This is a genomic window from Thermococcus sp. PK (assembly GCF_000430485.1).
In the GTDB taxonomy this organism is placed as follows: Archaea; Methanobacteriota_B; Thermococci; order Thermococcales; family Thermococcaceae; genus Thermococcus_A; species Thermococcus_A bergensis.
Map to the genome: position 1 here is coordinate 46973 of NZ_KE387151.1, position 19951 is coordinate 66923.

The 19951-nt window shown below is 43.3% G+C and carries 30 protein-coding genes and 1 pseudogene; 27 read left to right on the forward strand and 4 right to left on the reverse strand.

What is annotated here, in order from left to right; all coding sequences use genetic code 11:
- Positions 1 to 4 precede the first annotated feature (4 nt).
- The 4 genes from THEPK_RS11960 to THEPK_RS11975 form a co-directional block, all read right to left on the reverse strand.
- Positions 5 to 1117 (reverse strand): DUF835 domain-containing protein, encoded by a 1113-nt coding sequence (locus THEPK_RS11960; RefSeq protein WP_042702532.1) that lies wholly within the window; start codon positions 1115 to 1117, stop codon positions 5 to 7.
- 6 nt (positions 1118 to 1123) lie between these two features.
- On the reverse strand, positions 1124 to 2383 hold the full coding sequence (gene glmU / locus THEPK_RS11965; protein ID WP_042702535.1) for a bifunctional sugar-1-phosphate nucleotidylyltransferase/acetyltransferase: 1260 nt from the start codon (positions 2381 to 2383) through the stop codon (positions 1124 to 1126).
- Positions 2380 to 3198: an undecaprenyl-diphosphate phosphatase gene (locus THEPK_RS11970; RefSeq protein WP_042702536.1), complete on the reverse strand. Its 819-nt coding sequence runs from the start codon at positions 3196 to 3198 to the stop codon at positions 2380 to 2382. The genes glmU and THEPK_RS11970 overlap by 4 nt, the downstream gene beginning before the upstream one ends.
- Before the next feature lie 117 nt (positions 3199 to 3315).
- Positions 3316 to 3531 carry a TRAM domain-containing protein gene (locus THEPK_RS11975; protein ID WP_004066496.1) on the reverse strand — a complete coding sequence of 72 codons (216 nt, stop codon included), beginning with the start codon at positions 3529 to 3531 and terminating at the stop codon, positions 3316 to 3318.
- A 342-nt stretch (positions 3532 to 3873) separates the two neighbouring features.
- Here THEPK_RS11975 and THEPK_RS11980 point away from each other — a divergent pair, with 342 nt between their 5' ends.
- The 27 genes and pseudogenes from THEPK_RS11980 (at position 3874) to THEPK_RS12110 (ending at position 19950) form a co-directional block, all read left to right on the forward strand.
- Entirely contained in the window at positions 3874 to 4374 is a 501-nt protein-coding gene (locus THEPK_RS11980) for a monovalent cation/H+ antiporter subunit E (protein WP_042702540.1), read from the forward strand.
- Positions 4371 to 4634 carry a cation:proton antiporter gene (locus THEPK_RS11985; RefSeq protein WP_042702543.1) on the forward strand — a complete coding sequence of 88 codons (264 nt, stop codon included), beginning with the start codon at positions 4371 to 4373 and terminating at the stop codon, positions 4632 to 4634. The genes THEPK_RS11980 and THEPK_RS11985 overlap by 4 nt, the downstream gene beginning before the upstream one ends.
- Positions 4631 to 4996 carry a monovalent cation/H(+) antiporter subunit G gene (mnhG, locus tag THEPK_RS11990; protein WP_042702546.1) on the forward strand — a complete coding sequence of 122 codons (366 nt, stop codon included), beginning with the start codon at positions 4631 to 4633 and terminating at the stop codon, positions 4994 to 4996. Before THEPK_RS11985 ends, mnhG (THEPK_RS11990) begins: the two co-directional genes overlap by 4 nt.
- Positions 4993 to 5259 (forward strand): DUF4040 domain-containing protein, encoded by a 267-nt coding sequence (locus tag THEPK_RS11995; protein WP_042702549.1) that lies wholly within the window; start codon positions 4993 to 4995, stop codon positions 5257 to 5259. The genes mnhG (THEPK_RS11990) and THEPK_RS11995 overlap by 4 nt, the downstream gene beginning before the upstream one ends.
- Positions 5256 to 5555 carry a hydrogen gas-evolving membrane-bound hydrogenase subunit E gene (gene mbhE / locus THEPK_RS12000; RefSeq protein WP_042702552.1) on the forward strand — a complete coding sequence of 100 codons (300 nt, stop codon included), beginning with the start codon at positions 5256 to 5258 and terminating at the stop codon, positions 5553 to 5555. Before THEPK_RS11995 ends, mbhE (THEPK_RS12000) begins: the two co-directional genes overlap by 4 nt.
- Complete coding sequence (locus THEPK_RS12005) at positions 5545 to 5991, forward strand: Na(+)/H(+) antiporter subunit B (RefSeq protein ID WP_042702554.1); 447 nt, start codon at positions 5545 to 5547, stop codon at positions 5989 to 5991. The genes mbhE (THEPK_RS12000) and THEPK_RS12005 overlap by 11 nt, the downstream gene beginning before the upstream one ends.
- On the forward strand, positions 5988 to 6350 hold the full coding sequence (locus THEPK_RS12010) for an NADH-quinone oxidoreductase subunit K (protein WP_004066472.1): 363 nt from the start codon (positions 5988 to 5990) through the stop codon (positions 6348 to 6350). Before THEPK_RS12005 ends, THEPK_RS12010 begins: the two co-directional genes overlap by 4 nt.
- Positions 6347 to 7930 (forward strand): proton-conducting transporter transmembrane domain-containing protein, encoded by a 1584-nt coding sequence (locus THEPK_RS12015; RefSeq protein WP_042702557.1) that lies wholly within the window; start codon positions 6347 to 6349, stop codon positions 7928 to 7930. Before THEPK_RS12010 ends, THEPK_RS12015 begins: the two co-directional genes overlap by 4 nt.
- Position 7931: 1 nt before the next feature.
- The gene (locus THEPK_RS12020; RefSeq protein ID WP_042702561.1) at positions 7932 to 8279 is read left to right on the forward strand and encodes a hypothetical protein; all 348 of its coding nucleotides are present in this window, start codon (positions 7932 to 7934) and stop codon (positions 8277 to 8279) included.
- A gap of 4 nt (positions 8280 to 8283) precedes the next feature.
- Positions 8284 to 8754, forward strand: coding sequence for an NADH-quinone oxidoreductase subunit B family protein (locus THEPK_RS12025; RefSeq protein WP_042702565.1), 471 nt, complete (start codon positions 8284 to 8286; stop codon positions 8752 to 8754).
- Positions 8751 to 9272: an NADH-quinone oxidoreductase subunit C gene (locus tag THEPK_RS12030; protein WP_042702568.1), complete on the forward strand. Its 522-nt coding sequence runs from the start codon at positions 8751 to 8753 to the stop codon at positions 9270 to 9272. The genes THEPK_RS12025 and THEPK_RS12030 overlap by 4 nt, the downstream gene beginning before the upstream one ends.
- A 2-nt stretch (positions 9273 to 9274) precedes the next feature.
- Complete coding sequence (locus THEPK_RS12035; RefSeq protein WP_042702571.1) at positions 9275 to 10567, forward strand: hydrogenase large subunit; 1293 nt, start codon at positions 9275 to 9277, stop codon at positions 10565 to 10567.
- The gene (locus THEPK_RS12040) at positions 10564 to 11553 is read left to right on the forward strand and encodes a respiratory chain complex I subunit 1 family protein (RefSeq protein WP_042702574.1); all 990 of its coding nucleotides are present in this window, start codon (positions 10564 to 10566) and stop codon (positions 11551 to 11553) included. Before THEPK_RS12035 ends, THEPK_RS12040 begins: the two co-directional genes overlap by 4 nt.
- Positions 11550 to 12119: a 4Fe-4S binding protein gene (locus THEPK_RS12045; protein ID WP_042702577.1), complete on the forward strand. Its 570-nt coding sequence runs from the start codon at positions 11550 to 11552 to the stop codon at positions 12117 to 12119. The genes THEPK_RS12040 and THEPK_RS12045 overlap by 4 nt, the downstream gene beginning before the upstream one ends.
- A gap of 270 nt (positions 12120 to 12389) precedes the next feature.
- A pseudogene (locus THEPK_RS12050) lies at positions 12390 to 12892 on the forward strand (Na+/H+ antiporter subunit E).
- Positions 12893 to 12909: 17 nt separating this feature from the next.
- Positions 12910 to 13164: a monovalent cation/H+ antiporter complex subunit F gene (locus tag THEPK_RS12055; RefSeq protein WP_232194596.1), complete on the forward strand. Its 255-nt coding sequence runs from the start codon at positions 12910 to 12912 to the stop codon at positions 13162 to 13164.
- A complete protein-coding gene (gene mnhG / locus THEPK_RS12060) occupies positions 13161 to 13517 on the forward strand; it encodes a monovalent cation/H(+) antiporter subunit G (protein ID WP_042702582.1) in 357 nt (118 codons plus the stop codon). Before THEPK_RS12055 ends, mnhG (THEPK_RS12060) begins: the two co-directional genes overlap by 4 nt.
- A complete protein-coding gene (locus THEPK_RS12065; protein WP_042702585.1) occupies positions 13507 to 13770 on the forward strand; it encodes a hydrogenase subunit MbhD domain-containing protein in 264 nt (87 codons plus the stop codon). Before mnhG (THEPK_RS12060) ends, THEPK_RS12065 begins: the two co-directional genes overlap by 11 nt.
- Positions 13767 to 14042 carry a hydrogen gas-evolving membrane-bound hydrogenase subunit E gene (gene mbhE, locus THEPK_RS12070; protein WP_042702588.1) on the forward strand — a complete coding sequence of 92 codons (276 nt, stop codon included), beginning with the start codon at positions 13767 to 13769 and terminating at the stop codon, positions 14040 to 14042. Before THEPK_RS12065 ends, mbhE (THEPK_RS12070) begins: the two co-directional genes overlap by 4 nt.
- A complete protein-coding gene (locus THEPK_RS12075) occupies positions 14039 to 14506 on the forward strand; it encodes an MnhB domain-containing protein (protein ID WP_042702591.1) in 468 nt (155 codons plus the stop codon). Before mbhE (THEPK_RS12070) ends, THEPK_RS12075 begins: the two co-directional genes overlap by 4 nt.
- A complete protein-coding gene (locus tag THEPK_RS12080; RefSeq protein WP_042702593.1) occupies positions 14496 to 14861 on the forward strand; it encodes a sodium:proton antiporter in 366 nt (121 codons plus the stop codon). Before THEPK_RS12075 ends, THEPK_RS12080 begins: the two co-directional genes overlap by 11 nt.
- On the forward strand, positions 14858 to 16411 hold the full coding sequence (locus tag THEPK_RS12085; RefSeq protein ID WP_042702595.1) for a proton-conducting transporter transmembrane domain-containing protein: 1554 nt from the start codon (positions 14858 to 14860) through the stop codon (positions 16409 to 16411). Before THEPK_RS12080 ends, THEPK_RS12085 begins: the two co-directional genes overlap by 4 nt.
- Positions 16408 to 16749: a hypothetical protein gene (locus tag THEPK_RS12090; RefSeq protein WP_042702599.1), complete on the forward strand. Its 342-nt coding sequence runs from the start codon at positions 16408 to 16410 to the stop codon at positions 16747 to 16749. Before THEPK_RS12085 ends, THEPK_RS12090 begins: the two co-directional genes overlap by 4 nt.
- Position 16750: 1 nt before the next feature.
- A complete protein-coding gene (locus THEPK_RS12095) occupies positions 16751 to 17197 on the forward strand; it encodes an NADH-quinone oxidoreductase subunit B family protein (RefSeq protein ID WP_042702601.1) in 447 nt (148 codons plus the stop codon).
- Positions 17194 to 17754, forward strand: coding sequence for an NADH-quinone oxidoreductase subunit C (locus THEPK_RS12100; protein ID WP_042702603.1), 561 nt, complete (start codon positions 17194 to 17196; stop codon positions 17752 to 17754). Before THEPK_RS12095 ends, THEPK_RS12100 begins: the two co-directional genes overlap by 4 nt.
- A complete protein-coding gene (locus tag THEPK_RS12105) occupies positions 17747 to 18985 on the forward strand; it encodes a hydrogenase large subunit (RefSeq protein ID WP_042702606.1) in 1239 nt (412 codons plus the stop codon). The genes THEPK_RS12100 and THEPK_RS12105 overlap by 8 nt, the downstream gene beginning before the upstream one ends.
- Positions 18982 to 19950: a respiratory chain complex I subunit 1 family protein gene (locus tag THEPK_RS12110; RefSeq protein WP_042702609.1), complete on the forward strand. Its 969-nt coding sequence runs from the start codon at positions 18982 to 18984 to the stop codon at positions 19948 to 19950. The genes THEPK_RS12105 and THEPK_RS12110 overlap by 4 nt, the downstream gene beginning before the upstream one ends.
- Position 19951 lies beyond the last annotated feature (1 nt).

The following is a 19951-nucleotide window of genomic DNA, read 5'->3' on the forward strand; positions in this document are numbered from 1 at the left end:
CTTTTTATATTCTGCTGCTGAATTCTCTTTCTAGGAGTGCCATCTGCTTCTCGGTTAGGGTTCTCGGGTCTATTATTAGAGCTATAACCTTTCCCTTGCTTACAACTCTGTCCTTCAAATCAAATAGGAACTTAACGGCATTCTCAAATCCATTTTCTATCATTAGGTACTCGAATCCATCTATGTAAACCGCATTGTATCCGCTTTCAAGGTTCTTAGTTATGAGATGAATCAGGATGTCTATTTTCGTTGGTGATATAGGATAGACTCTTCCATCTCCGCTTCTGCTGCTTTCTTCTATTCTTGTGAGCCAGTAAACTAAAGTATTTTCGGGAACTTTTTCTTTTGGTGGATTTCTTGTTATTATGATAACATCTTGGTCAAAGAAATTGGGGATTAGTTTTTCCAGGTCTTCTTTGCTTTTAAAGATAAATGCGCCCTTAACTTCTGGAGGCTTTTGCTGTTTTGGCTTTTCGAATACTGCCATTTTGGAGGGATATATTGCAAACTTCAAAGCTCCAACTGCAGCCATTAATCGAAAAACTGCCGCTAATAAAAATGCTGTTGGGGCTATTGACTCAACGTTTCTTATAAACGGGTATGTTAGGTTTATTGTCCCTAAAAGAATAAGCCCCCACGGAAAGAGCTCCTCGAGTGTATTCTTGGAAACCGCATAGTTCCTCAATACGTACCCAACGTATATCAAAGAAGCCCCAAAGGCAAGGATAGGAAATAATGACTTGATTGTAAATGAGTGTTCAAACCTATCAAAAAACTCCGTTGCCAGAAGAAAGATCCAGATATAGGTTGCAGTGGCGAATATTCCTAAAGCTACAACATCCCTAAACTCGCTCCTTTCTTTTCTTAGCTGAATTCCACCCCAAGTTAGCAGGCCAGCTATGAGAAAGTTGGGAATACTACAGGCAATATCGTAGGCTTCTGGTTTGATGGAAATGCCAAGAGGAGTTAAAATGTAGCTTTCTACATCCAGAGCGTTTATAAAAAGAGCTGTAGCTATTAAAGCCCATCTTTTCTCCTTGGTCTTAACGGTTTTGTATGCAACTGCTAAAAACAACAACCATCTCGATAGGAAATTAAGATAGGGAATGAAATCCATTCCCTCTCACCTTTCAATAATCTCTTTTTCCTGTTTGGCCACAACCAATACATTGGAGGGGATGTTTTTATCAACTATTACGCCCGGACCGATAAGAGAGTTGCTTCCTATTTTTCTTCCCGGATATATCGTTACGTTGATCCCTGTTTTTACGTTGTGCCCTATTATCGCTCCCAGTTTCCTTCTTCCGCTATCCTCAAATTTGCCTTTTATTTCCACCTTTATAGTTTTGTTGTCGTGTCTTAAGTTAGCCGTTATTGTTCCAGCCCCTAGGTTGGTGTTTTCTCCCACAATCGAATCCCCTACATAATTTAAATGAGGAGCGTTGCTGTGATCCATTATTATCGAGTTTTTGATTTCAACTGCATTTCCAATGTGGCACCTATCTCCAATGCTCGTATAGGGCCTTATAAAGCAATTGGGCCCTATTTTGGAGTTTTTCCCGATTTTTACGGGTCCTATGATGTAGGCTCCACTTCTAACAACTGTTCCCTCTTCAATTTCTACAGGAGGAAGAATAGTGGCCCCTTCTTCTACAATTCCTTTTATGCTGTGCTGGAGATGGTTTTTGAGAATGTACTCGTTTAGCTCTAAGAGGTTCCATGGCCTTCCCATATCGTTCCAGTAACCCTCATAAACTGCATAGGCTACTTTCTTGCCTTCTTTTATCATGAGGTTTATTGTGTCTGTTATCTCATATTCTCCGCGCTGGCTCTTTGGAGTTTTTTCTATGAACCCGAAAACTTCTGGCTTGAAGAGGTAAATTCCCAGGTTTGCATATCCGGAAACAGCCCCGGGCTTTTCTCTAATGTTCTTTACGAGCTCACCCTCTACCTCTACCATTCCGAAATGAGTTAAATCCTCAAACCTCTTTACGAGCAATGCGGCATCAGCATTATTTTTTCTGAAGGACTGTAAAAGAGTCTTTATGCCCTCTCTCTCAAAGTATATGTCTCCGTTAACCGCCAAAAACTCCTCATTTTCGATGTATTCAATTGCGGAATAAATGGCCCTTGCAGTTCCTTCTCCTTTTACCTGCTCCACATAGGTTATTGGTTTTCCCCCGTATTCATCTCCTAAATATTCCATAAGCTTTTCCTTTTGGTACCTCACGATCACTATAAATTCATCGACAAAAGGATATATGTTTTCGAAGACGTAATCTATTATCGCTCTGTTTGCGACTTTGAGCATAACCTTTGGCCTATCGTCTGTAAGAGGTCTTAATCTTTCACCTTTTCCCGCTGCGAGTACTACACCCTTCATATCAACACCCCCAATAGAGATGCTATCAAAGCTATGAACCCGAAGAAAATGCAGAACTTGGAAAAGTCAAGCCGCTTGGCAAGTCTAAGCATGACTTCAATCATAAGAAGGCTGACCACAAATGCAGTTATCACTGCAGCTAGTGGAATTGTTAAGGGTTCCGAAGTGCGTGAAACTTCAGGTAGCTCTAAAAACAGTGCCCCCGTAATAGCGGGAATTGCCATTAAAAAACTGAGCCTTATGGCTTTTTCTTGTTTTACACCCAGAAGTAATAGACTCCCTACTGTCATTCCCGACCTTGATATCCCGGGAATTACTGCTATTCCCTGTGCTACTCCAGCAATTATTGAATCGAATATCGTAGCTTCTTCTTTTTCACTTTTTAACCCTTTTTCTAGCTTTTCTAGTGGGGCTTCCCGAGATTTCTTTAAAATTATGCCGGTAAGGATTAAGGCTATACCTATTATCCCATTAATGGCTTCTCCGTTGAATGAAGATGCGACGAGTTTGAAAGTTTTATATAAAGGCAGGCCTACTATACCAGTAAAGAGAGTTGAATAGAACAGGAACTTCTCTTCCTCTTCCCACCTAAAGAGAACCAATTTAAGCAAAATCTTGCTCAACTCATACCTAAATTTGAAAAACAACGCCATAAGAGTTCCTAAATGCAAGAGCAGAGAGTAAGAATAGGCCTGCTCCGGGGGTATCTTAAGAAGGTTTATTAAAAATAGCATTGTCTGACCAGAACTGCTTATTGGCAGCCATTCTGTAATTCCCTGGAATAGACCAATAATAATAGCTTGGTAATACTCCATTGCCGTCACTATAAAAACTAACTAAGGTATGATAAATAAACCTTTCGTAGTTCAAAGGTAAAAAATTAAGAGAAAAGTTCAAATTGAATCTCCAGATAATTTTTAAGAGTAATTAAATCAGATAACTTCAGCAAAGGCGAATTTTCTCTTCACACTGTTAATTACAATCTCCACTTCGTCCCCAACTTTGGTGTTTGGAACGAAGACTACAAACCCTTTAATTCTAGCAATTCCATCTCCGCCTTGTCCAATACTCTCTATCTTAACCTTATACCTTTCTCCAACCTTAACTGGAGCTTCAAATCTTCTTCCACCAAATCTATCTCCATACATTTCCAACAATCTCCTTTCAAATTTTCAGCACCCCAGAAGAGTGCTAATGTTAGTTCTTTTGTGGGTTTATAAAGGTTTGCATTTCGTTTTTTTGCATGCACTATAATAGTGATCTGAGCAATTAAAAGTTCTTTAATGTTCATAATCTATGCTACGTAGTCCATAAGTAGACATGAACAAACGCTTTTCTACATAACCTTAGGTTAAAAACAAGGCTTTTTATACCTTTATTGTTAATTTAGACTTTTACAAAACCCTTTTAAAAGAAATTGTTGAAGTATACATCGACAAAAGCGAAAATAGTGAGAATAAAGGCTTGGATTGAGATTCGAGGTGGGAAAAATGAGTTTCATTGTTTCATTTGTATGGTCGTTTGTGCTTTGGCTTGTACTCACAGCAGGTACCAAAGGAATGCTCTGGAGCACGGAAGAAGTAATCGCAGGGATTATATTCGCTGCAATCGTCGGGCTTTCAACAAAGAATATCATAGGAGAAAAAGCTCAGAGATTCCTAAACCCAGCAAAGTGGCTTGGATTCCTAGTTTATGCCATTGGCCCCCTCTTCTGGGGGATGGTAAAGGCAAATTTTGACGTTGCTTATAGAGTAATCACCGGAAAAATAAAGCCAGGGATTGTTAGAGTACCCGTTGACCTTGAAAATGAAGCCCAATACACAATACTAAGCAATTCAATTACCCTCACTCCTGGAACCTTGACAGTGGATGCCTGCCCAGAAGAAAAAGCCCTCTACGTCCACTGGATATACGTAAGAGACGAAGAACCAAAGAGCTCTGAACCCGTTGCAGGTTCTTTTGAAAAATGGGCAAGGAGGTTAGGGAAATGATTTTCACAGAGTTCTTTTACGGAGCAATAGTAATTGCTCTTGGGGCGTTCATAACTCTGATTCGTGTCATGCTTGGACCTAGTGTCCCTGACAGGGTTGTTGGTGTTGACACATTAAACACCCTTATTGTAGCTGGAATGATCCTCCTGGGAGCAGCTTATGACAGAGTAATTTACATCGATATAGCCATAGTTTATGCCTTGCTCAGTTATATTGGGACTTTGGTAATTGCTAAGTATCTCCAGGGGGGATTGGAGTGATTAAAAGCATAATTTACGTTTTTCTGGCAATCAGTATTACTTTCAACTTGCTCGGGAGCGTTTCACTTCATAGATTTCCCGATGTTTACACCAGATTACATGGCGCAACAAAGTGCACAACTTTTGGAACGATATTTGCCGTCTTGGCCGTAATTGTCCATGCAATTTGGCAAATAAAAGAAACAGGGAATCCAAAGTATCTTCAAATGGCATTGCACAGCTTGGTTGCTCTTATAGCCTTGTTGCTTACAAACCCAACAGGAGCTCATGCAATAGCGAAAGCTGCACATTTGAGCGGATATAAACCAGCAAGGGCTGTTATTGATGCTTATGAGAAGAAGTTGAGGGGTGAAGAAGCATGAACCCATTAACCGTTGATATGATAATTCAAGCGGGGCTCCTCATTGGAATATTGCTTTCTTCATACTGGATGATAACCACAAGGGATTTACTTTCAGCAGCCCTAGCGTCTGCGGCTATGAGCCTCCTTCTTAGTTTGGAATTCTACATGCTTCATGCACCAGATGTTGCCATAGCGGAAGCAGCTGTTGGTGCGGGTGTTGTTACTGCAATAGTTGTTTATGGGATTTCAAAAACCGAGAGATGGGAGCGTGAGAGTCCATGAGAAGAACTGTCGGAGCGTTATCCTTGCTCTTCATACTCGGAATGTTGCTTTTAATTGCTCATCCAAATTACGGCCTAAAATTTGGCTTAGGCGGGGAGGACTGGCAAAAGTATCGCTATACAGACCAGTACTACATAGATCATGGCATTGAAGAAGTGGGTGGAACTAACATTGTTACTGACATAGTCTTTGATTACAGAGGATACGATACCCTTGGAGAGGCCACGGTTCTTTTCACTTCAATAGCGGGAGCAGTCGCATTGCTTAGAAAATGGAGGGAGGAAAATGGGGAGTGACATGGGGCTTATAGTTAAAACAATGGCGAGGGCTACGATACCTCTCATTGGGATCTTTGGAGCTTACGTTGTTGCTCATGGACATCTGACCCCCGGAGGAGGATTTCAGGGAGGAGCAACAATTGCTGGAGCGGGAATACTATTCCTTATAGCATTTGGACTCAATGAAGCCAAGACCAGGATAAACAAGAACTTATATTCCGCCCTTGAGGGAGTAGGAGGCCTAGTTTTCTTGATAGCTGGAATGCTCGGTCTGGGTGTAGCGTTCTTCTACAACACCCTATGGCATAACGGTCCAATTTTCAATGGAGAACCAGGCACACTTCTTTCAGCAGGTTACCTTCCAATAATGAACTTGGCAGTGGGTCTGAAAGTTTACACAGGGCTGGTAAGTGCTGTCTTTGCAATGGCTCTCTTTAGGAGGTGGAGAAAGTGATACCACTGCAATTTGTTACGGCATTTTTAATGATCTTCATGGGCATTTACGCGTTCTTGTACAAGAGAAACCTCATCAAATTAATCCTGGCCCTCAATTTAATTGATGCAGGCATACACCTCTTGCTGATAAGCCTCGGATATAGATTGGAAAACGGAGTTTTACCTACGGCACCAATTTACACCGGGTATGAAACATTAAAGGGCACTCCAATGGTTGGCCCAATACCACAGGCTTTAGTGCTCACGAGCATAGTCATTGGAGTTTGTGTGCTCTCATTGGCAATGGCATTGACGATAAACGCCTATAGACACTACGGAACCCTTGACGTTAACAAGTTAAGGAGGTTGAGAGGATGACGCTCCCGTTTCTAATCATAATTCCATTATTCGGAGCATTTTCAATGCCTATCATTAGCTTATTTGGAAAGAAGCTCAAGGAATATTGGGCACTCATAATCAGCGGCGCTACACTCGGAGTTGCTGCTAAGATATTTTACACAGTATGGAAGACCAACGAAATCATCCTTTATACCCTCGGGAGCGAAAGCCCAATTGGCAAAGGAGTGAAGTTCCCAATTAGAATTGTATGGGAAGTTGACTTACTTGGAGCGCTCTTGGCTTTAACAATAACCTTCGTGGGCTTTTTGGCAGTGCTGTATTCTCTTGGCTATATGAAGCATGATACTGGCTTGGAGAAGTACTACACATTGATACTCATTTTGGAGCTGGGAATGCTGGGAATTGTTATCACCGGGGATATCTTCAACTTCTACGTGTTCTTGGAAATAATGAGCATTGCAAGCTATGCGTTAGTTGCCTTCAGAAACGACACATGGGAAGGAATTGAAGCGGGAATTAAGTACATGTTTGTTGGCTCAGTAGCGAGCTCTTTCATTCTCTTGGGCATTGCGCTGCTCTATGGACAATATGGAACACTCACAATGAGTTATCTCTCCCTAAAAATAGCCGAAAATCCAACACTTGTGGCAAAAGTGGCTTTGGCTTTCCTTATTGGTGGGCTACTCTTTAAGAGTGGTGCAGTTCCAGTTCACATGTGGTTAGCTGATGCACACCCGGCAGCTCCAAGTTCTATCTCTGCAATGCTCTCGGGATTAGTCATCAAGGCGGGTGGAGTTTATGCAGTGGCAAGGATAGTATTCAGCATTTTCAACCCAGGACTGCACGCTTACCTAAAAGCGTTCAACATGCCCTCAATTAACATGGAGGCAGTTGGCTGGGTTATAGTGTTCTTTGCTTGCCTGACGCTCCTCATAGGAAATGCAATGGCCGTAGTGCAGACCGACATGAAGAGGCTTTTTGCATTCTCAAGTGTGGGGCAGATAGGGTATATTCTGCTCGGAATTGGTATTGGAACCCTCGCCTATGGTAGCAGGGCAGGTGAACTAGCACTGGCTGGAGCAATATACCACATAGTGAACCACGCATTGATAAAGGCACTCCTCTTCTTTGTGGCAGGAGCAGTTATCCATGAAGTCGGCACGAAGAACCTTAACGAGTTGAGCGGACTGGCAAGAAAAATGCCTATGACAACCCTTGCATTTATAATAGGTGCTGCGGCAATCATAGGTCTTCCACCATTAAACGGATTTGCTAGCAAGTGGATTATCTATGAGAGCTCCGCTATGTACAACCCAATCTTGGCAGCTATTGCCGTCGTTGGTACAGTGTTCTCCCTAGCAGCATACACCAGGGTGCTCTTTACGTTCCTAGGCAGAGAGAGCGAAAAGGTGAAGAGTGCAAAAGAGCCAGAAATGAGCATGCTTATTCCAATGCTGATTCTAGTAGTTGCAATTGTTGTCATGGGTCTCCTTCCATGGCAGATAAACGATAAAATAATGCTCCCGACAGCAAGAATGCTTGAGCAGCTCAATGGTGAGTATATGGTCGCTCTCTTAAAATTCCTTGGAGGTGCATGAAATGTTCGGCTATTGGGATGCTCTCTATTTCCTTTATGCTTTCTTCATTGGTCTGGTGATTAGTTATTTGCTCATGAAATGGGCAGAAAAAGCCAGCACTGGCACTAGAAGGGCTGGAGAGGGAACAAAGATTTACATCAGCGGTGAGGATCAAGATAAGATTATACCTCATTTTGAGCACTTTGAGGGCTACTTTACCGGAAGGCACGTAATGTGGGGCTTAATAAGAGGAGCTCAAAGGATGTTTTTGGCATTTAGAAAGGAACACACTGGTCTGCTTACAGATTATGTTGCATACCTCTTGCTCACTGTAGCAATAGTGCTTGGAGCGCTCGTCATCGGGGGGTGAAGTAATGAACGAGAGAGAAATGCTTGAGAAAAGAATTTCAAAACTCTGTAAGTACCTTGGAAGGTCACCGTGGGTATTTCACGTTAACAGCGGTTCATGCAATGGATGTGATATTGAAATAATAGCTGCTCTTACACCCAGGTATGACGCAGAGAGATTTGGAGTAAAGCTTGTTGGAACACCAAGACATGCAGATATCCTGTTGGTAACCGGCCCAGTTACAGATCAAAGCCTTGAAAGGGTTAAATTGATATATGAACAAACTCCGGATCCAAAAGTTGTTGTTGCTGTGGGAGCATGCCCAACTGGTGGTAGTGTGTTTTTTGAAAGTCCATTTACTAATGCTCCCTTGGACAAACACATCCCTGTGGACGTCTTTGTTCCAGGATGCCCTCCAAGACCAGAGGCAATACTCTATGGTGTGGTTTTGGGGTTGGAAAAGCTCATAAAAAAGATAGAAGGTGAGAAAGAATGACCCCCGAAGAATTCTTGGAGATGATTCTAACAAAATTCCCTAATGCCGATGGAAAAATTAGTGAGAACAAGCTCCCCCACCCTAGGAAGAGGGTCTGGATAAATGTTGCGAGAGAAGAATTCAAAGATCTTATGAAGTTTATTAAGGAACTTGACCCCAAAGCACAGTTTTCTATAATAATCGCCAGGGATGGAGGAGACTACTTAGAGGCTAAGTATCACCTTGAACTATTTTACGAGCAAGCTCCAAGTATCTCACTCGTAGTTGGTACTAGATGTCCCAAAGATGACCCAACACTGCCCACTATCACAGACATATTACCAAGTTCGCTCCCCTATGAAAGAGAGGTTCAAGAGTTTTTGGGAATATTCTTTGAGGGCATACCCGATCCACGGAGGCTGTTTTTACCCGATGACTTCCCAGAAGACATCTATCCTCTGAGAAAAGATGAGAAAGGTATCAGCGATGAAATGATAAAGAACGCAGGCCATCCCTACAAAATGAAAAAGGAGGGTTAAACATGGAGAATAGAGTTGAATATTGGGTTAAAATCCCATTTGGTCCCATTCACCCGGCACTTGAAGAGCCTGAAAAGTTCATCATTACCCTTGATGGAGAAAGAATAGTAAACGTTGATGTAAAGCTTGGATACAACTTGAGGGGGCTGGAATGGATTGGTATGAGAAGGAATTATATCCAGATACTTTACCTCGCTGAAAGACTATGTGGTATATGCTCTTTCTCTCACAACCACACTTATTCTAGGGCAGTCGAAGAAATGGCTGGGATAGAGGTACCAGAGAGAGCTGAATACATAAGGGTGATAATAGGAGAACTGGAAAGAATCCACTCTCATTTGCTCAATCTTGGAGTTGTGGGGCACGCTATAGGTTATGATACCGTCCTCCACTTAAGCTGGCTTGCCAGGGAGAGAGTTATGGATCTCCTAGAGGCAATAGGGGGGAACAGGGTAAACTACTCCATAAACACGATTGGTGGCGTGAGAAGAGACATAGAGGAGAAACACAAGAGAGCAATTTTGGAAATGATAAAATACTACCGTGAGGAAGTTATGCCAAAAGTTGAGGAGGTATTCCTTTACGACCCCACAGTCGAAGCCAGACTTAGAGACGCAGGCGTTATACCTACGAGAATAGCTATTGAATACAGTGCTCAAGGTCCAACTGCGAGAGGAAGCGGGGTTGAGAAGGACGCTAGATATAATGAACAGCTTGGAGTTTATCCAGATTTGGGAGTTAAACCAATAACTCCAAAAGAATTTACTGGAGTAATCAAAGGAGATATCTTTGATAGAATGGTCGTTAGAGTTGGGGAACTTTGGCAGAGTATGGAACTCATAGAGAGAGCTTTAGACCAGATGCCGGAAGGGAAGATAAAGGCATTTCCAAAGGACAATGTAGCTTTGGTTCAGCTTAAAAAAGCAGAAGGAGAGGGCATCGGTAGGTATGAGGCTCCAAGAGGGGAGCTCATTCACTATGTGATGGCCAACCCTGGAAGCGAAATTCCAGAAAGGTGGAAAATGAGAGAACCTACTTTTCCAAACCTCTTTGCTGTTGCAAGGGCACTGGTTGGAGAACAGCTTGCCGATGTGCCGGTTGCAATAGCGTCGATAGATCCCTGCATGAGCTGTACGGATAGAGTAGCCGTTATAGATGCTAAAACAGGCAAGAAAAAAGTCCTCACCGAGAAAGATCTTCTTAAAGCTTCAATTAAAAAAACGAGAGAAATAAATCCAAACATAAAAGCAAAACCAGAACCCGTTGGAGGTACTTGTGGAGGTGTTAGGCTATGAACATCGTTTATTTGACTCTGGGACTAATAGCGATTTACCTTTACGTCTCCGCTGCTTCTCTCCTTTGGGAGGGAGTGGATAGAAAGCTCGTTGCGAGAATGCAGAGAAGAATGGGTCCTCCTATACTCCAACCGTTCTATGACTTCCTAAAACTGGTAAGTAAAGAGTCCATAATCCCAAGAGATGCCAATAAATTCTTTGAAATCGCTCCAGTGTTGGCTTTAGCTTCTTCAATAGCCCTCCTAGCTTACACTCCTCTTGGATTTGAACCCCTCTTAGCCACAAAGGGCGATGTAATAGTTTTCATATACTTACTTGCTCTCATAGCCTTTGTAAGGGTGATGGGTGCCGTTAGCTCAGGATCCCCCTATGCGCAGATAGGTGCTCAGAGAGAAATAATCATGCTTGCTTCCAGGGAAGTTCCCATGATGTTGGGACTCTTTGCAATACTCTGGCGCTTAAGCAAACTCGGAGTTGAAAAACCTTTTAGCTTGGGAACGTTTTATCAGTATAACATCTGGGAGATTGGTACTCCCTTGACAGTCTTTGGCACATTTGTTCTCTTCATAGTGTTCCTACTCTGGCTTGCAAGTGAGATTGAAGTCGGTTACTTCAACATTCCAGAGGCAGAGACAGAAGTTGCAGAAGGTCCCATGGCGGAATACAGTGGAAGACATCTAGCACTATTTAAACTAAGCAGTGCTCTGAAAGAGTTCGCAAGTGCCAGTTTGGTCGTGGCGATCTTTTTCCCATGGGGTATAAGTGGGTACCTTGGCTTGACAGGTATTGGGGCGGTAGTCCTTGATTTGCTCTTCCACACTCTCAAAGTATTCATAGTCCTCTTTGTTAGCATGAGCGTATTCAGAGCAATAACTGGAAGGCTCAGGATTACCCAAGCAGTTGGCATGTTTTGGGGCAGAATACTTCCAATGAGCTTTATAGGAGTGCTGCTGATAGTCATAGACGTTCTGGGGGTGATTGCATGAAGATCCCTCCAACTCTTTCAGTAGTTCTAAAAAACATCTTCAAAAAGCCTGCAACAAACCCCTTCCCTAAGAGTGATCCTATTCCAACACCAGAAGGCTTCAGGGGAAAATTGGTTTACCATGTTGACAAGTGCATAGGATGTAAGCTCTGTGTGACAGTCTGTCCGGCGGGAGTGTTTGAATACGTGCCCGAGCTCAAAAAGGTGACACTCTGGCTGGGAAGGTGTGTCTTTTGCCAGCAGTGTGTCGATGTATGTCCAGTAAAGGCACTGGAAATGAGCAATGAGTTCCTCTTAGCGACATACGACAAATACGACGATAACCTAAGATGGCTCAAAAATGAGGAAATTGAAGAAATGCTCGCAAAGCAAGGAGGAAAAACAAAGAAATATCGCGTAATCCCGGAGAAATGTAAGGGATGTACATTATGTGCCAGGAACTGTCCACAAAATGCTATTGAAGGAGCACCAAGAGAAGTGCATAAAATTGACCCCAATAAGTGTGTTGGATGCGGAATATGTGCAACTGTATGTCGCTTTGGTGCAATAGAAGAGTACGAAGAGTGAACTTTAGTTCTTTTTTTAAATTATTTTTAAAGTCTCGTCAAGTTGTTATTATAATCCCGAATATTTCTTAACATCAATGAACTTTTTTGAACTATAATGTACTTCTAAGTTCCATTTTATGTAAAGTTTTGTTACCTTTATATTTGTCAAATTACATGTTTTCAACCTTTTGTTAAAGAAACGTATTTAATGAATTTTGGACTAATAAATAATGGAATTAGCTTGAAATATGTAATCGAACGGTTTAAAGCCTAAAGCTGGGGTGAGAGAATGTCCTTTATGACATCTTTCCTGTGGTCTTTGATTGTGTACTTAATCTTGACAGCCGGCTCCGGTAGTGTTTTACTGTGGAGTCCAGCAGAACTAGTGGCTGGAATTGTAATAGCAGCTCTTATAGGATATGCAACGAGAAACATAATGGGGGAAAGGTTCGATTACTTTTTTAACCCAAAAAGATGGGTGCTTTTCATTATATTGCTTTGGGACCGTTCTTTTATGCCATGGCAAAAGCAAATCTCGACGTTGCCTACAGAGTTATAACAGGAAAAATAAGACCTGGAATCGTGAAAATATCCCCGGGATTAACGCGAGATGAAAGCAGAACCCTTCTTGCGAACTCAATAACTCTAACTCCCGGAACGTTTACCCTAGAAATTGACGATGAAGGGAACCTATACGTGCACTGGATTAACGTTCCGCAGGGAAAAGAGAAGCCGACTCCTGAAGAACTTTGTGGATACTTACCAAAATGGGCAAGGAGGATTGCAGAATGACACCTGAAAGTTTGTTTATGGGGGCGATGATACTTCTCTTCTTTTCAGCCACGCTGACAATGATGAGAATGCTACTTGGTCCAACAATTCCCGACAGAGTTGTAGCATTGGATGCTTTAACAACCACCACTGCCGGTGCCATGGTTCTCTATGGGGCGATAACAGAACAAGCCGTGATTATTGACGTTGCACTTGTTTATGCTGTTCTCAGTTACATTGCAACTCTGTATATAGCGAGGTACTTAGTAAAGAAGAAGGTGGGATTGGTATGATAGAGGGCATTCTGGCGATACTCCTTGCAATTGGAGTTGGGTTTAATCTACTGGCTAGCATCGGAATACTGAGATTTCCAGATGTCTATACGAGAATCCACGCTTCGACAAAATGTACAACTTTCGGGACGATTTTCATAGTCTTGGCAACCGTGGTGTATTCAATTTACAGATGGCTTCCAACCCATGATACAAGGTGGATTACAATAGGAATTCACTCGGCACTTGTAGTAATATTCTTGGTGCTAACAAATCCCGTTGGAGCCCATGCAATTGGGAGAGCAGCCCGAAAATCCGGGATAAGACCATATGGTGCGGTAATAGATGAACTGGAGGGATACTATGAACTTTGAAAACTTTTTCTGGGTTCTACAAATCTTCATTGCGATCGCCCTAATAGGGAGCTCAATAGCCGCAATCAGGTTCAAAAACTTAATTGCCGCTGTAATAGCAATGGCAGTCTTTAGTTTAGCTCTTTCTGTGGAGTTCTACGTTCTTCAAGCTCCGGACGTTGCTATAGCGGAAGCAGGTGTTGGAGCTGGACTTACAACGGCAATGTACCTCCTTGCCATCAAAAACACCACCGATGAGGAGGTGGTAGAATGAGGAGAGCGCTTGGATTATTTGCGTTCTTATCGTTCATAGTCTTCATTATAGCTGTGAACATAAGCCTGCGACCCTTTGGGGAACCGCCCCATACGGAGATGGACAATTATTTCATAGAGCATGCCCAAGAAGAAGCTTCAGCTAATAACGTCGTTACCAGTGTCGTATTCGACTACAGAGGTTTTGATACTCTAGGAGAGGCAACGGTTCTTTTTACTGCAGTTTCTGGAGTTCTAATGGCTTTAAGACACTATGGGGGGAAGGAGAGATGACAACCACAATCATAAGAACAACAACAAAAATTTTAGTGCCTCTAATACTGGTGTTTGGCTCGTATATCATTCTACATGGTCACCTAACACCCGGCGGAGGTTTTCAAGGTGGAGCTGTATTTGCAAGCGGTTTAGCTTTGCTGATAGTTGCAAATAACAAAGAAAAAGTCAAAGAACTCTTCAACAAGGTTCCGTTAAGCCAGTTGGAAAGTATTGGAGCTTTAGGATTTCTGGGAATTGGGGCATTAGGCTTTATGGGGTACACTTTCTTGAAAAATGTGATCGCAAACAGCGGATTCCTCTTTGGAGCTCCAACGCCTAAAGGGATTAATCCGGGCTATCTCAACACCGGCGGAACCCTTTCGTACCTCAACATTTTCGTAGGAACAAAGGTATTAGCTGGTCTAACGAGCATAGTCCTGATATTCTTCCTTATTCTAAGGAGGGAGAGGGATGAATGGTAGCATTTTTGTTAACTTCCCGTTCATCGTAGTTGCAGTGTTGCTCGCTCTTGGCTTTTACACGATTGGATTCAAGCGGAACCTCATAAAGGTTGTAATTGGCGTTGAAATTCTTGAAGGAGCAGTGAACATGTTCATTGTGGCATTGGGTTATGTAAAAGGTGGTTACGCCCCAATTTACACGCAAGCACCGCCCGAAGCTGTAGGAAAAATGGTTCTTCCGACCCCGCAGGCTCTGACTCTTACGAGCATAGTCATCGGGGTTGCTGTATCTGCTCTAATGCTGGCTTTTGCCGTTAACATCTACAGACACTATGGAACCCTCGACGTTACCAAGATAAGGAGGCTGAGAGGATGATCGAGCACTTGCCTGCCTTAATGATTGCCGTTCCTTTATTTGGAGCATTTACAGCACCCCTATTTAAGAAACACTACAAGGGAGTCTCAATATGGGCAATTATAATAACCGGCATAACTGTAATACTCTCCCTACTGCTTGCCAAGGAAGTGGTTACCGGGGGAATAATGGTCTACGTCTTTGGAGCGGATAAGCCGACCCTCGTGCTGCCTTCTGGTTACTCCGTACCAATAAGAATCATGTTTGAGGTAGATGCCATGGGCGCCTTTATGGCGATATCTGCAACGCTGATGAGTTTTGTGGGAGCTTTATACTCCTACAGCCATGTAGAGAAAGAAACAGGGCTGGAAAAGTATTATTCTTTATTAATGCTCCTTGAGGTGGGAATCCTTGGCATGGTGCTTACGGGAGATCTCTTTAATCTCTTCGTGTTCTTGGAGATAGCAGGTATAGCTGGATCTGCACTGGTAGGATTTAGAAACTATCGTGGTGAAGCAAGCGAAGCAGGAATAAAATACCTTATTGTTAGTGCTGTAGCGTCTTTAATGGTGCTCTTTGCAATAGGTATACTCTATGGACAGTATGGAAACTTAAACCTCGCATACATAGCTAGGAATATTTCCCTTAACCTAGTTGACATGATTGCACTTGGATTGCTCTTTACGTCATTTGCAATGAAATGCGGTGCCGTTCCAATGCACTACTGGGTGCCGGATGCATACACGGAAGTTCCAGCTGGAATAAATCCACCCCTCTTGGTAGCGACTTATGCCAGCCTTTATGCTCTCTTTAGAGTGAGCTTCACTCTCTTTGCAAACATTGTAGTAGATTTGGCAAGAGTAGGGTGGATTATGTCTATCTTGGGAGTGCTTACAATGTTCATAGGCGTTACAATGGCTCTGGTGCAGAAAGACGTCAAGAGATTGATGAGCTATCACGCTATATCCCAGACCGGCTACATGCTTCTTGGCGTCGGCGTTGGTTTAACTGTTTTACACGACCCTTCAAAGCTCGCCGAGTTTGGAAGAGATGCTATGGCCGGTGGAGTGTTCCACATAATAAACCACATCATCTACAAAAGCTTACTCTTGATGACTGCTGGGGCTTTGTTCTACGTTACGGGAACGAGAAACCTTAATGAGATGGGAGGCTTGGCTAGGAAGATGCCGGTAACTACGATAAGCTTCATGGTGGGAGCTGCTGCAATATCTGGCTTGCCTCCGTTTAACGGATTTGCGAGCAAGCTTCTCATATATGAAACATCATACCGGCTCAATCCACTCCTAACAGTTTTTGCGATGGTTACCAGTGTTTTAACTCTGGCTTCGTTCGTTAAGGTGTTCGCATCAGCTTTCCTTGGTCCTCCGCTGGAAAAGTTCGAGAATACCAAAGAAGTTCCCAGACCAATGATAATTGCAATGATAATCCTGGCAGCACTTTGTATAATCTTCGGTCTCTTCCCGAACATAGTACTTGACAAGCTTGTTTACCCTGCTGTTGATGCGTTGATTAACTTTGCCCAATACCATAGCTGGGGTGGTCTGGCATGAGCTTTACACTTACTACCCCTTCTGGATTTTGGAACCCCATTTTATGGCTGGTATTCTTAGCCCTCTTTAGCATAATAGCCTATCTGATATACTCCAGAGGAAACCCCTCGTATAAGAAAGACACCGAACAAATAAAACCCTATCTGAGCGGTAACCAGGAGCCCACAAAGGAAAAGATTCAGGTAAAGGCAGGAGACATCTACTGGGGCTTCATTGAGGCTTTGAAGGAGTATTACAAAGTACTCCAAGCAATCCATGCCGGCGACATGAGAGACTACATTTTGTGGTACCTCGGCGTTGGAGCCATAATAACATTCATACTAATTGGAGGGGTGTAATATGGGCAAACTGACTAATTTTAAGCGCTCTCTCTGGGTTTTCCATGCTTCAGGAGGTTCATGCAACGCTTGTGATATTGAAATAATAGCCGCGCTTACCCCAAGATATGATGCGGAGAGGTTTGGAATAAAGCTTGTAGGCTCCCCGAGGCATGCGGATGTCTTACTTGTCACGGGAGCTATTCCAAGAGACTTTGCTGATAAGCTTAGGCGTATTTACGAACAGATGCCCGATCCAAAGGCCGTTGTTGTAATAGGGAACTGCGGAACCACGGGAGGAGTCTTTTATGACTCTTACAACATAGCTGGTCCAATAGACGAGATAATACCCGTGGACGTCTACATTCCCGGATGTCCTCCAAGACCAGAGGCAATAATAGACGGGATTGTAAAAGCGTGGCTCAAAATTGAGAAGCTTGAAAAGGAGCTGGAGGGAGAAAAGAAATGACACTAAAAGCTGAAGAAATTCTTGAAAGATTGAAAGAAAGGCTTGGAGATGCCATACTAAGCTATGAGATAAAAGAATATAAAATGGGCGTCAAAAAGCCCAGAACTTATCAGGAAATCTGGATGGAAATTAATAGAGATGCATTCAGGAAAGCAGTTGAAGCAATATTTGAAATAGACTATCCACATCTACACTTTATTACCGGAGAAGACGTTGGCGAAGCACTTACGATGATATACTCCTTTGGGGTCTTCCATTCTCATCCATGGGGTGAAGTAAGCATAGTGATGAAATTGAGCCTCCCGAAGGATAATCCGGTTCTTCCCACTATAACAGACCTCATGATCGGTGCAGAGACCAACGAAAGGGAAATCCGGGAAATGCTTGGCGTTGAGTTTGAGGGACTTAAAAACAAGAGGCATCTCTTTTTGCCTGACGACTGGTCTGAAGGGAAGTATCCGTGGAGGAGAGACGAGTATGGAGTGGAAGATATGATTAAACACACTCACAAGAGTGTGAGAGAAATTAGGAAACAACGGGGTGAGCAGAATGGCTAAAACAACTTATTACATCCCCGTTGGTCCAATTCATCCAGCCCTAAAAGAACCGATAAGAGTGGAGGCAGAGGTTGAGGGGGAGAAAATAGTAAAGGTTGATGTTAAGAGGGGCTTTGCCCACAGGGGAATCGAGTACATGGGGATGAAAAGGAACGCAATACAAACTTTATACCTCTCGGAAAGAATATGTGGGATATGCTCAATATCTCATCCATATGCATTTGTCATTGGCAGCGAAAAAGCTCTTGGGATTGAGGCTCCTCCAAGGGCTCAATACATAAGAACAATAATAGCCGAGCTTGAGAGAATCCACTCGCACATCCTCTGGCTCGGAGTTATAGCGCACGAGATAGGCTTTGACCCGCTCCTCTTCTGGACGTGGAAGGGGAGGGAAAAGGTTCTCGACATTCTCGAGGCTATAACGGGTAACAGAATAAACTACGCAATGTACATGATCGGAGGAGTTAGAAGAGACCTCAAAGAGAGCCACATTAAAGCTTTGCGGGACATGATAACCTATTACTGGGAGTTCACGGAACACATGAAGGAGGTCTTCTTGTCTGATCCGGTTTATAAGGCAAGGACAAGGGGAGTTGCACAGCTCTCAAAGGAGATGGCATTGAAGCTCAACGTAGTCGGGCCAACAGCGAGAGCGGCCGGCTTAAGGATGGACATTAGGCAGGATATTCCCTATGATGCATATGCGGATATGGATGTTAAAGCAATTGTTCCTCAAGACATAGTGGGGGAAGCAAGGGGAGATGCTTACGATATCACAATGGTGAGGCTTTACGAGATTGAGCAGAGCCTGGATATAATAGAATTCTGCCTTGACAACCTTCCGGAAGGGAAGATACTTGCAATTCCAAACTACGTGGCGTTACTCAATAAAATCAAAAAAACCGAGGGAGAAGCTATTGGAGCACATGAAGCTCCAAGAGGAGAGGTTATCCACTACTTCAAGTACGATGGAAAAAGGGATGGTCCAGCGGTTTGGAAAGTCATAGCACCTAGTTACAACAACATAAATTCATGGGCACCATTATTGCTTGGAGCAGAGGTTGCTGATATTCCTGTGGTTGTGGCTTACATAGACCCGTGTATGTGCTGTAACGATAGGGTGGCGGTTGTGGAGGATTCAAGCGGCAGGCTTCTGGACTATTCTTATCTGCACAAGAAAGCCGTAGAAAAAACCAGAAAACTTGAAAAAGAGCTGGGGGTGAGAAAATGACCCCCGAAACTCTCTTTTATGCTATAGGAATGCCGATAATAGGGGTGCTTCTTGGACTGGTGTACAAAGGTATTGATAGAAGAGTATCTGCAAGAATGACGTCAAGAATAGGGCCCCCAATAAGACAGCCTTTCTGGGACGTTGGAAAGCTCCTCCTTAAAGAAACCGTTGTACCGGAAAACGCGGTAAGGTGGATTTTCAACGCAATGCCTATCCTGGCATTTGCTTCATCAATGACTCTCCTCCTTTATATCCCCTTCGGCATCTTAAGGGCACCTTTAGAAGGATACGGTGATCTGGTAGTCATCTTGTACCTCCTAACTCTCCAGGCACTTGCAATGGCTATTGGAGGATTTGCCTCGGGAAGTCCGTTTTCTTCAGTGGGAGCACAGAGAGAAATGGTTCTAATGATGAGCTACGAAATGCCCTTTGCAATAGTTATAACGGGCTTTGCTCTAATTTACAAGAGTTTTTCATTGAGCACAATAGCCTCTACTCCCGTATGGAGCATTGTAGGTCCTTTGGGAGGATTGGGTGTTCTATTGCTCTTGATAGCATTCCTATGGGTAACCCCAGCAGAGCTTGCGAAGCTTCCGTTTGATATAGCCGAGGCTGAAACTGAAATAGCAGAAGGTATGCTTGCCGAGTACAGCGGAAGAAACCTTGCTTTGTTCTACCTTTCAGATGCAGTTAGGGGCTTTGCCATGATAGCCTTGGAGGTAGTTTTATTCTTCCCCTTCACATTGAGCTACCTGTTTGGCTTGAATCTTTCGGGAGCCGCTCTCTATATAGCTGAAGGTCTGTGGTTCCTCTTTAAAGTGCTGGTGCTTTATATTCTAGCGGTAACGCTGGTCAGGACATCCTTCGCAAGGTTCAGGATAGAGCAGGCATCGAGGATCTTTTGGGTATACGTGAACATAATAGCCCTGCTTGGAGTGATATTGATATGGGCGGAGGTGATGTGAA

Coding starts and splice junctions, on each gene's coding strand:
- THEPK_RS11960 (WP_042702532.1), bottom strand. CDS start 1,117: ATGGATTTCATTCCCTATCTTAATTTCCTATCGAGATGGTTGTTGTTT.
- glmU (WP_042702535.1), bottom strand. CDS start 2,383: ATGAAGGGTGTAGTACTCGCAGCGGGAAAAGGTGAAAGATTAAGACCT.
- THEPK_RS11970 (WP_042702536.1), bottom strand. CDS start 3,198: ATGGAGTATTACCAAGCTATTATTATTGGTCTATTCCAGGGAATTACA.
- THEPK_RS11975 (WP_004066496.1), bottom strand. CDS start 3,531: ATGTATGGAGATAGATTTGGTGGAAGAAGATTTGAAGCTCCAGTTAAG.
- THEPK_RS11980 (WP_042702540.1), top strand. CDS start 3,874: ATGAGTTTCATTGTTTCATTTGTATGGTCGTTTGTGCTTTGGCTTGTA.
- THEPK_RS11985 (WP_042702543.1), top strand. CDS start 4,371: ATGATTTTCACAGAGTTCTTTTACGGAGCAATAGTAATTGCTCTTGGG.
- THEPK_RS11995 (WP_042702549.1), top strand. CDS start 4,993: ATGAACCCATTAACCGTTGATATGATAATTCAAGCGGGGCTCCTCATT.
- mbhE (WP_042702552.1), top strand. CDS start 5,256: ATGAGAAGAACTGTCGGAGCGTTATCCTTGCTCTTCATACTCGGAATG.
- THEPK_RS12005 (WP_042702554.1), top strand. CDS start 5,545: ATGGGGAGTGACATGGGGCTTATAGTTAAAACAATGGCGAGGGCTACG.
- THEPK_RS12015 (WP_042702557.1), top strand. CDS start 6,347: ATGACGCTCCCGTTTCTAATCATAATTCCATTATTCGGAGCATTTTCA.
- THEPK_RS12020 (WP_042702561.1), top strand. CDS start 7,932: ATGTTCGGCTATTGGGATGCTCTCTATTTCCTTTATGCTTTCTTCATT.
- THEPK_RS12025 (WP_042702565.1), top strand. CDS start 8,284: ATGAACGAGAGAGAAATGCTTGAGAAAAGAATTTCAAAACTCTGTAAG.
- THEPK_RS12030 (WP_042702568.1), top strand. CDS start 8,751: ATGACCCCCGAAGAATTCTTGGAGATGATTCTAACAAAATTCCCTAAT.
- THEPK_RS12035 (WP_042702571.1), top strand. CDS start 9,275: ATGGAGAATAGAGTTGAATATTGGGTTAAAATCCCATTTGGTCCCATT.
- THEPK_RS12040 (WP_042702574.1), top strand. CDS start 10,564: ATGAACATCGTTTATTTGACTCTGGGACTAATAGCGATTTACCTTTAC.
- THEPK_RS12045 (WP_042702577.1), top strand. CDS start 11,550: ATGAAGATCCCTCCAACTCTTTCAGTAGTTCTAAAAAACATCTTCAAA.
- THEPK_RS12055 (WP_232194596.1), top strand. CDS start 12,910: ATGGGGGCGATGATACTTCTCTTCTTTTCAGCCACGCTGACAATGATG.
- mnhG (WP_042702582.1), top strand. CDS start 13,161: ATGATAGAGGGCATTCTGGCGATACTCCTTGCAATTGGAGTTGGGTTT.
- THEPK_RS12065 (WP_042702585.1), top strand. CDS start 13,507: ATGAACTTTGAAAACTTTTTCTGGGTTCTACAAATCTTCATTGCGATC.
- mbhE (WP_042702588.1), top strand. CDS start 13,767: ATGAGGAGAGCGCTTGGATTATTTGCGTTCTTATCGTTCATAGTCTTC.
- THEPK_RS12075 (WP_042702591.1), top strand. CDS start 14,039: ATGACAACCACAATCATAAGAACAACAACAAAAATTTTAGTGCCTCTA.
- THEPK_RS12080 (WP_042702593.1), top strand. CDS start 14,496: ATGAATGGTAGCATTTTTGTTAACTTCCCGTTCATCGTAGTTGCAGTG.
- THEPK_RS12085 (WP_042702595.1), top strand. CDS start 14,858: ATGATCGAGCACTTGCCTGCCTTAATGATTGCCGTTCCTTTATTTGGA.
- THEPK_RS12090 (WP_042702599.1), top strand. CDS start 16,408: ATGAGCTTTACACTTACTACCCCTTCTGGATTTTGGAACCCCATTTTA.
- THEPK_RS12095 (WP_042702601.1), top strand. CDS start 16,751: ATGGGCAAACTGACTAATTTTAAGCGCTCTCTCTGGGTTTTCCATGCT.
- THEPK_RS12100 (WP_042702603.1), top strand. CDS start 17,194: ATGACACTAAAAGCTGAAGAAATTCTTGAAAGATTGAAAGAAAGGCTT.
- THEPK_RS12105 (WP_042702606.1), top strand. CDS start 17,747: ATGGCTAAAACAACTTATTACATCCCCGTTGGTCCAATTCATCCAGCC.
- THEPK_RS12110 (WP_042702609.1), top strand. CDS start 18,982: ATGACCCCCGAAACTCTCTTTTATGCTATAGGAATGCCGATAATAGGG.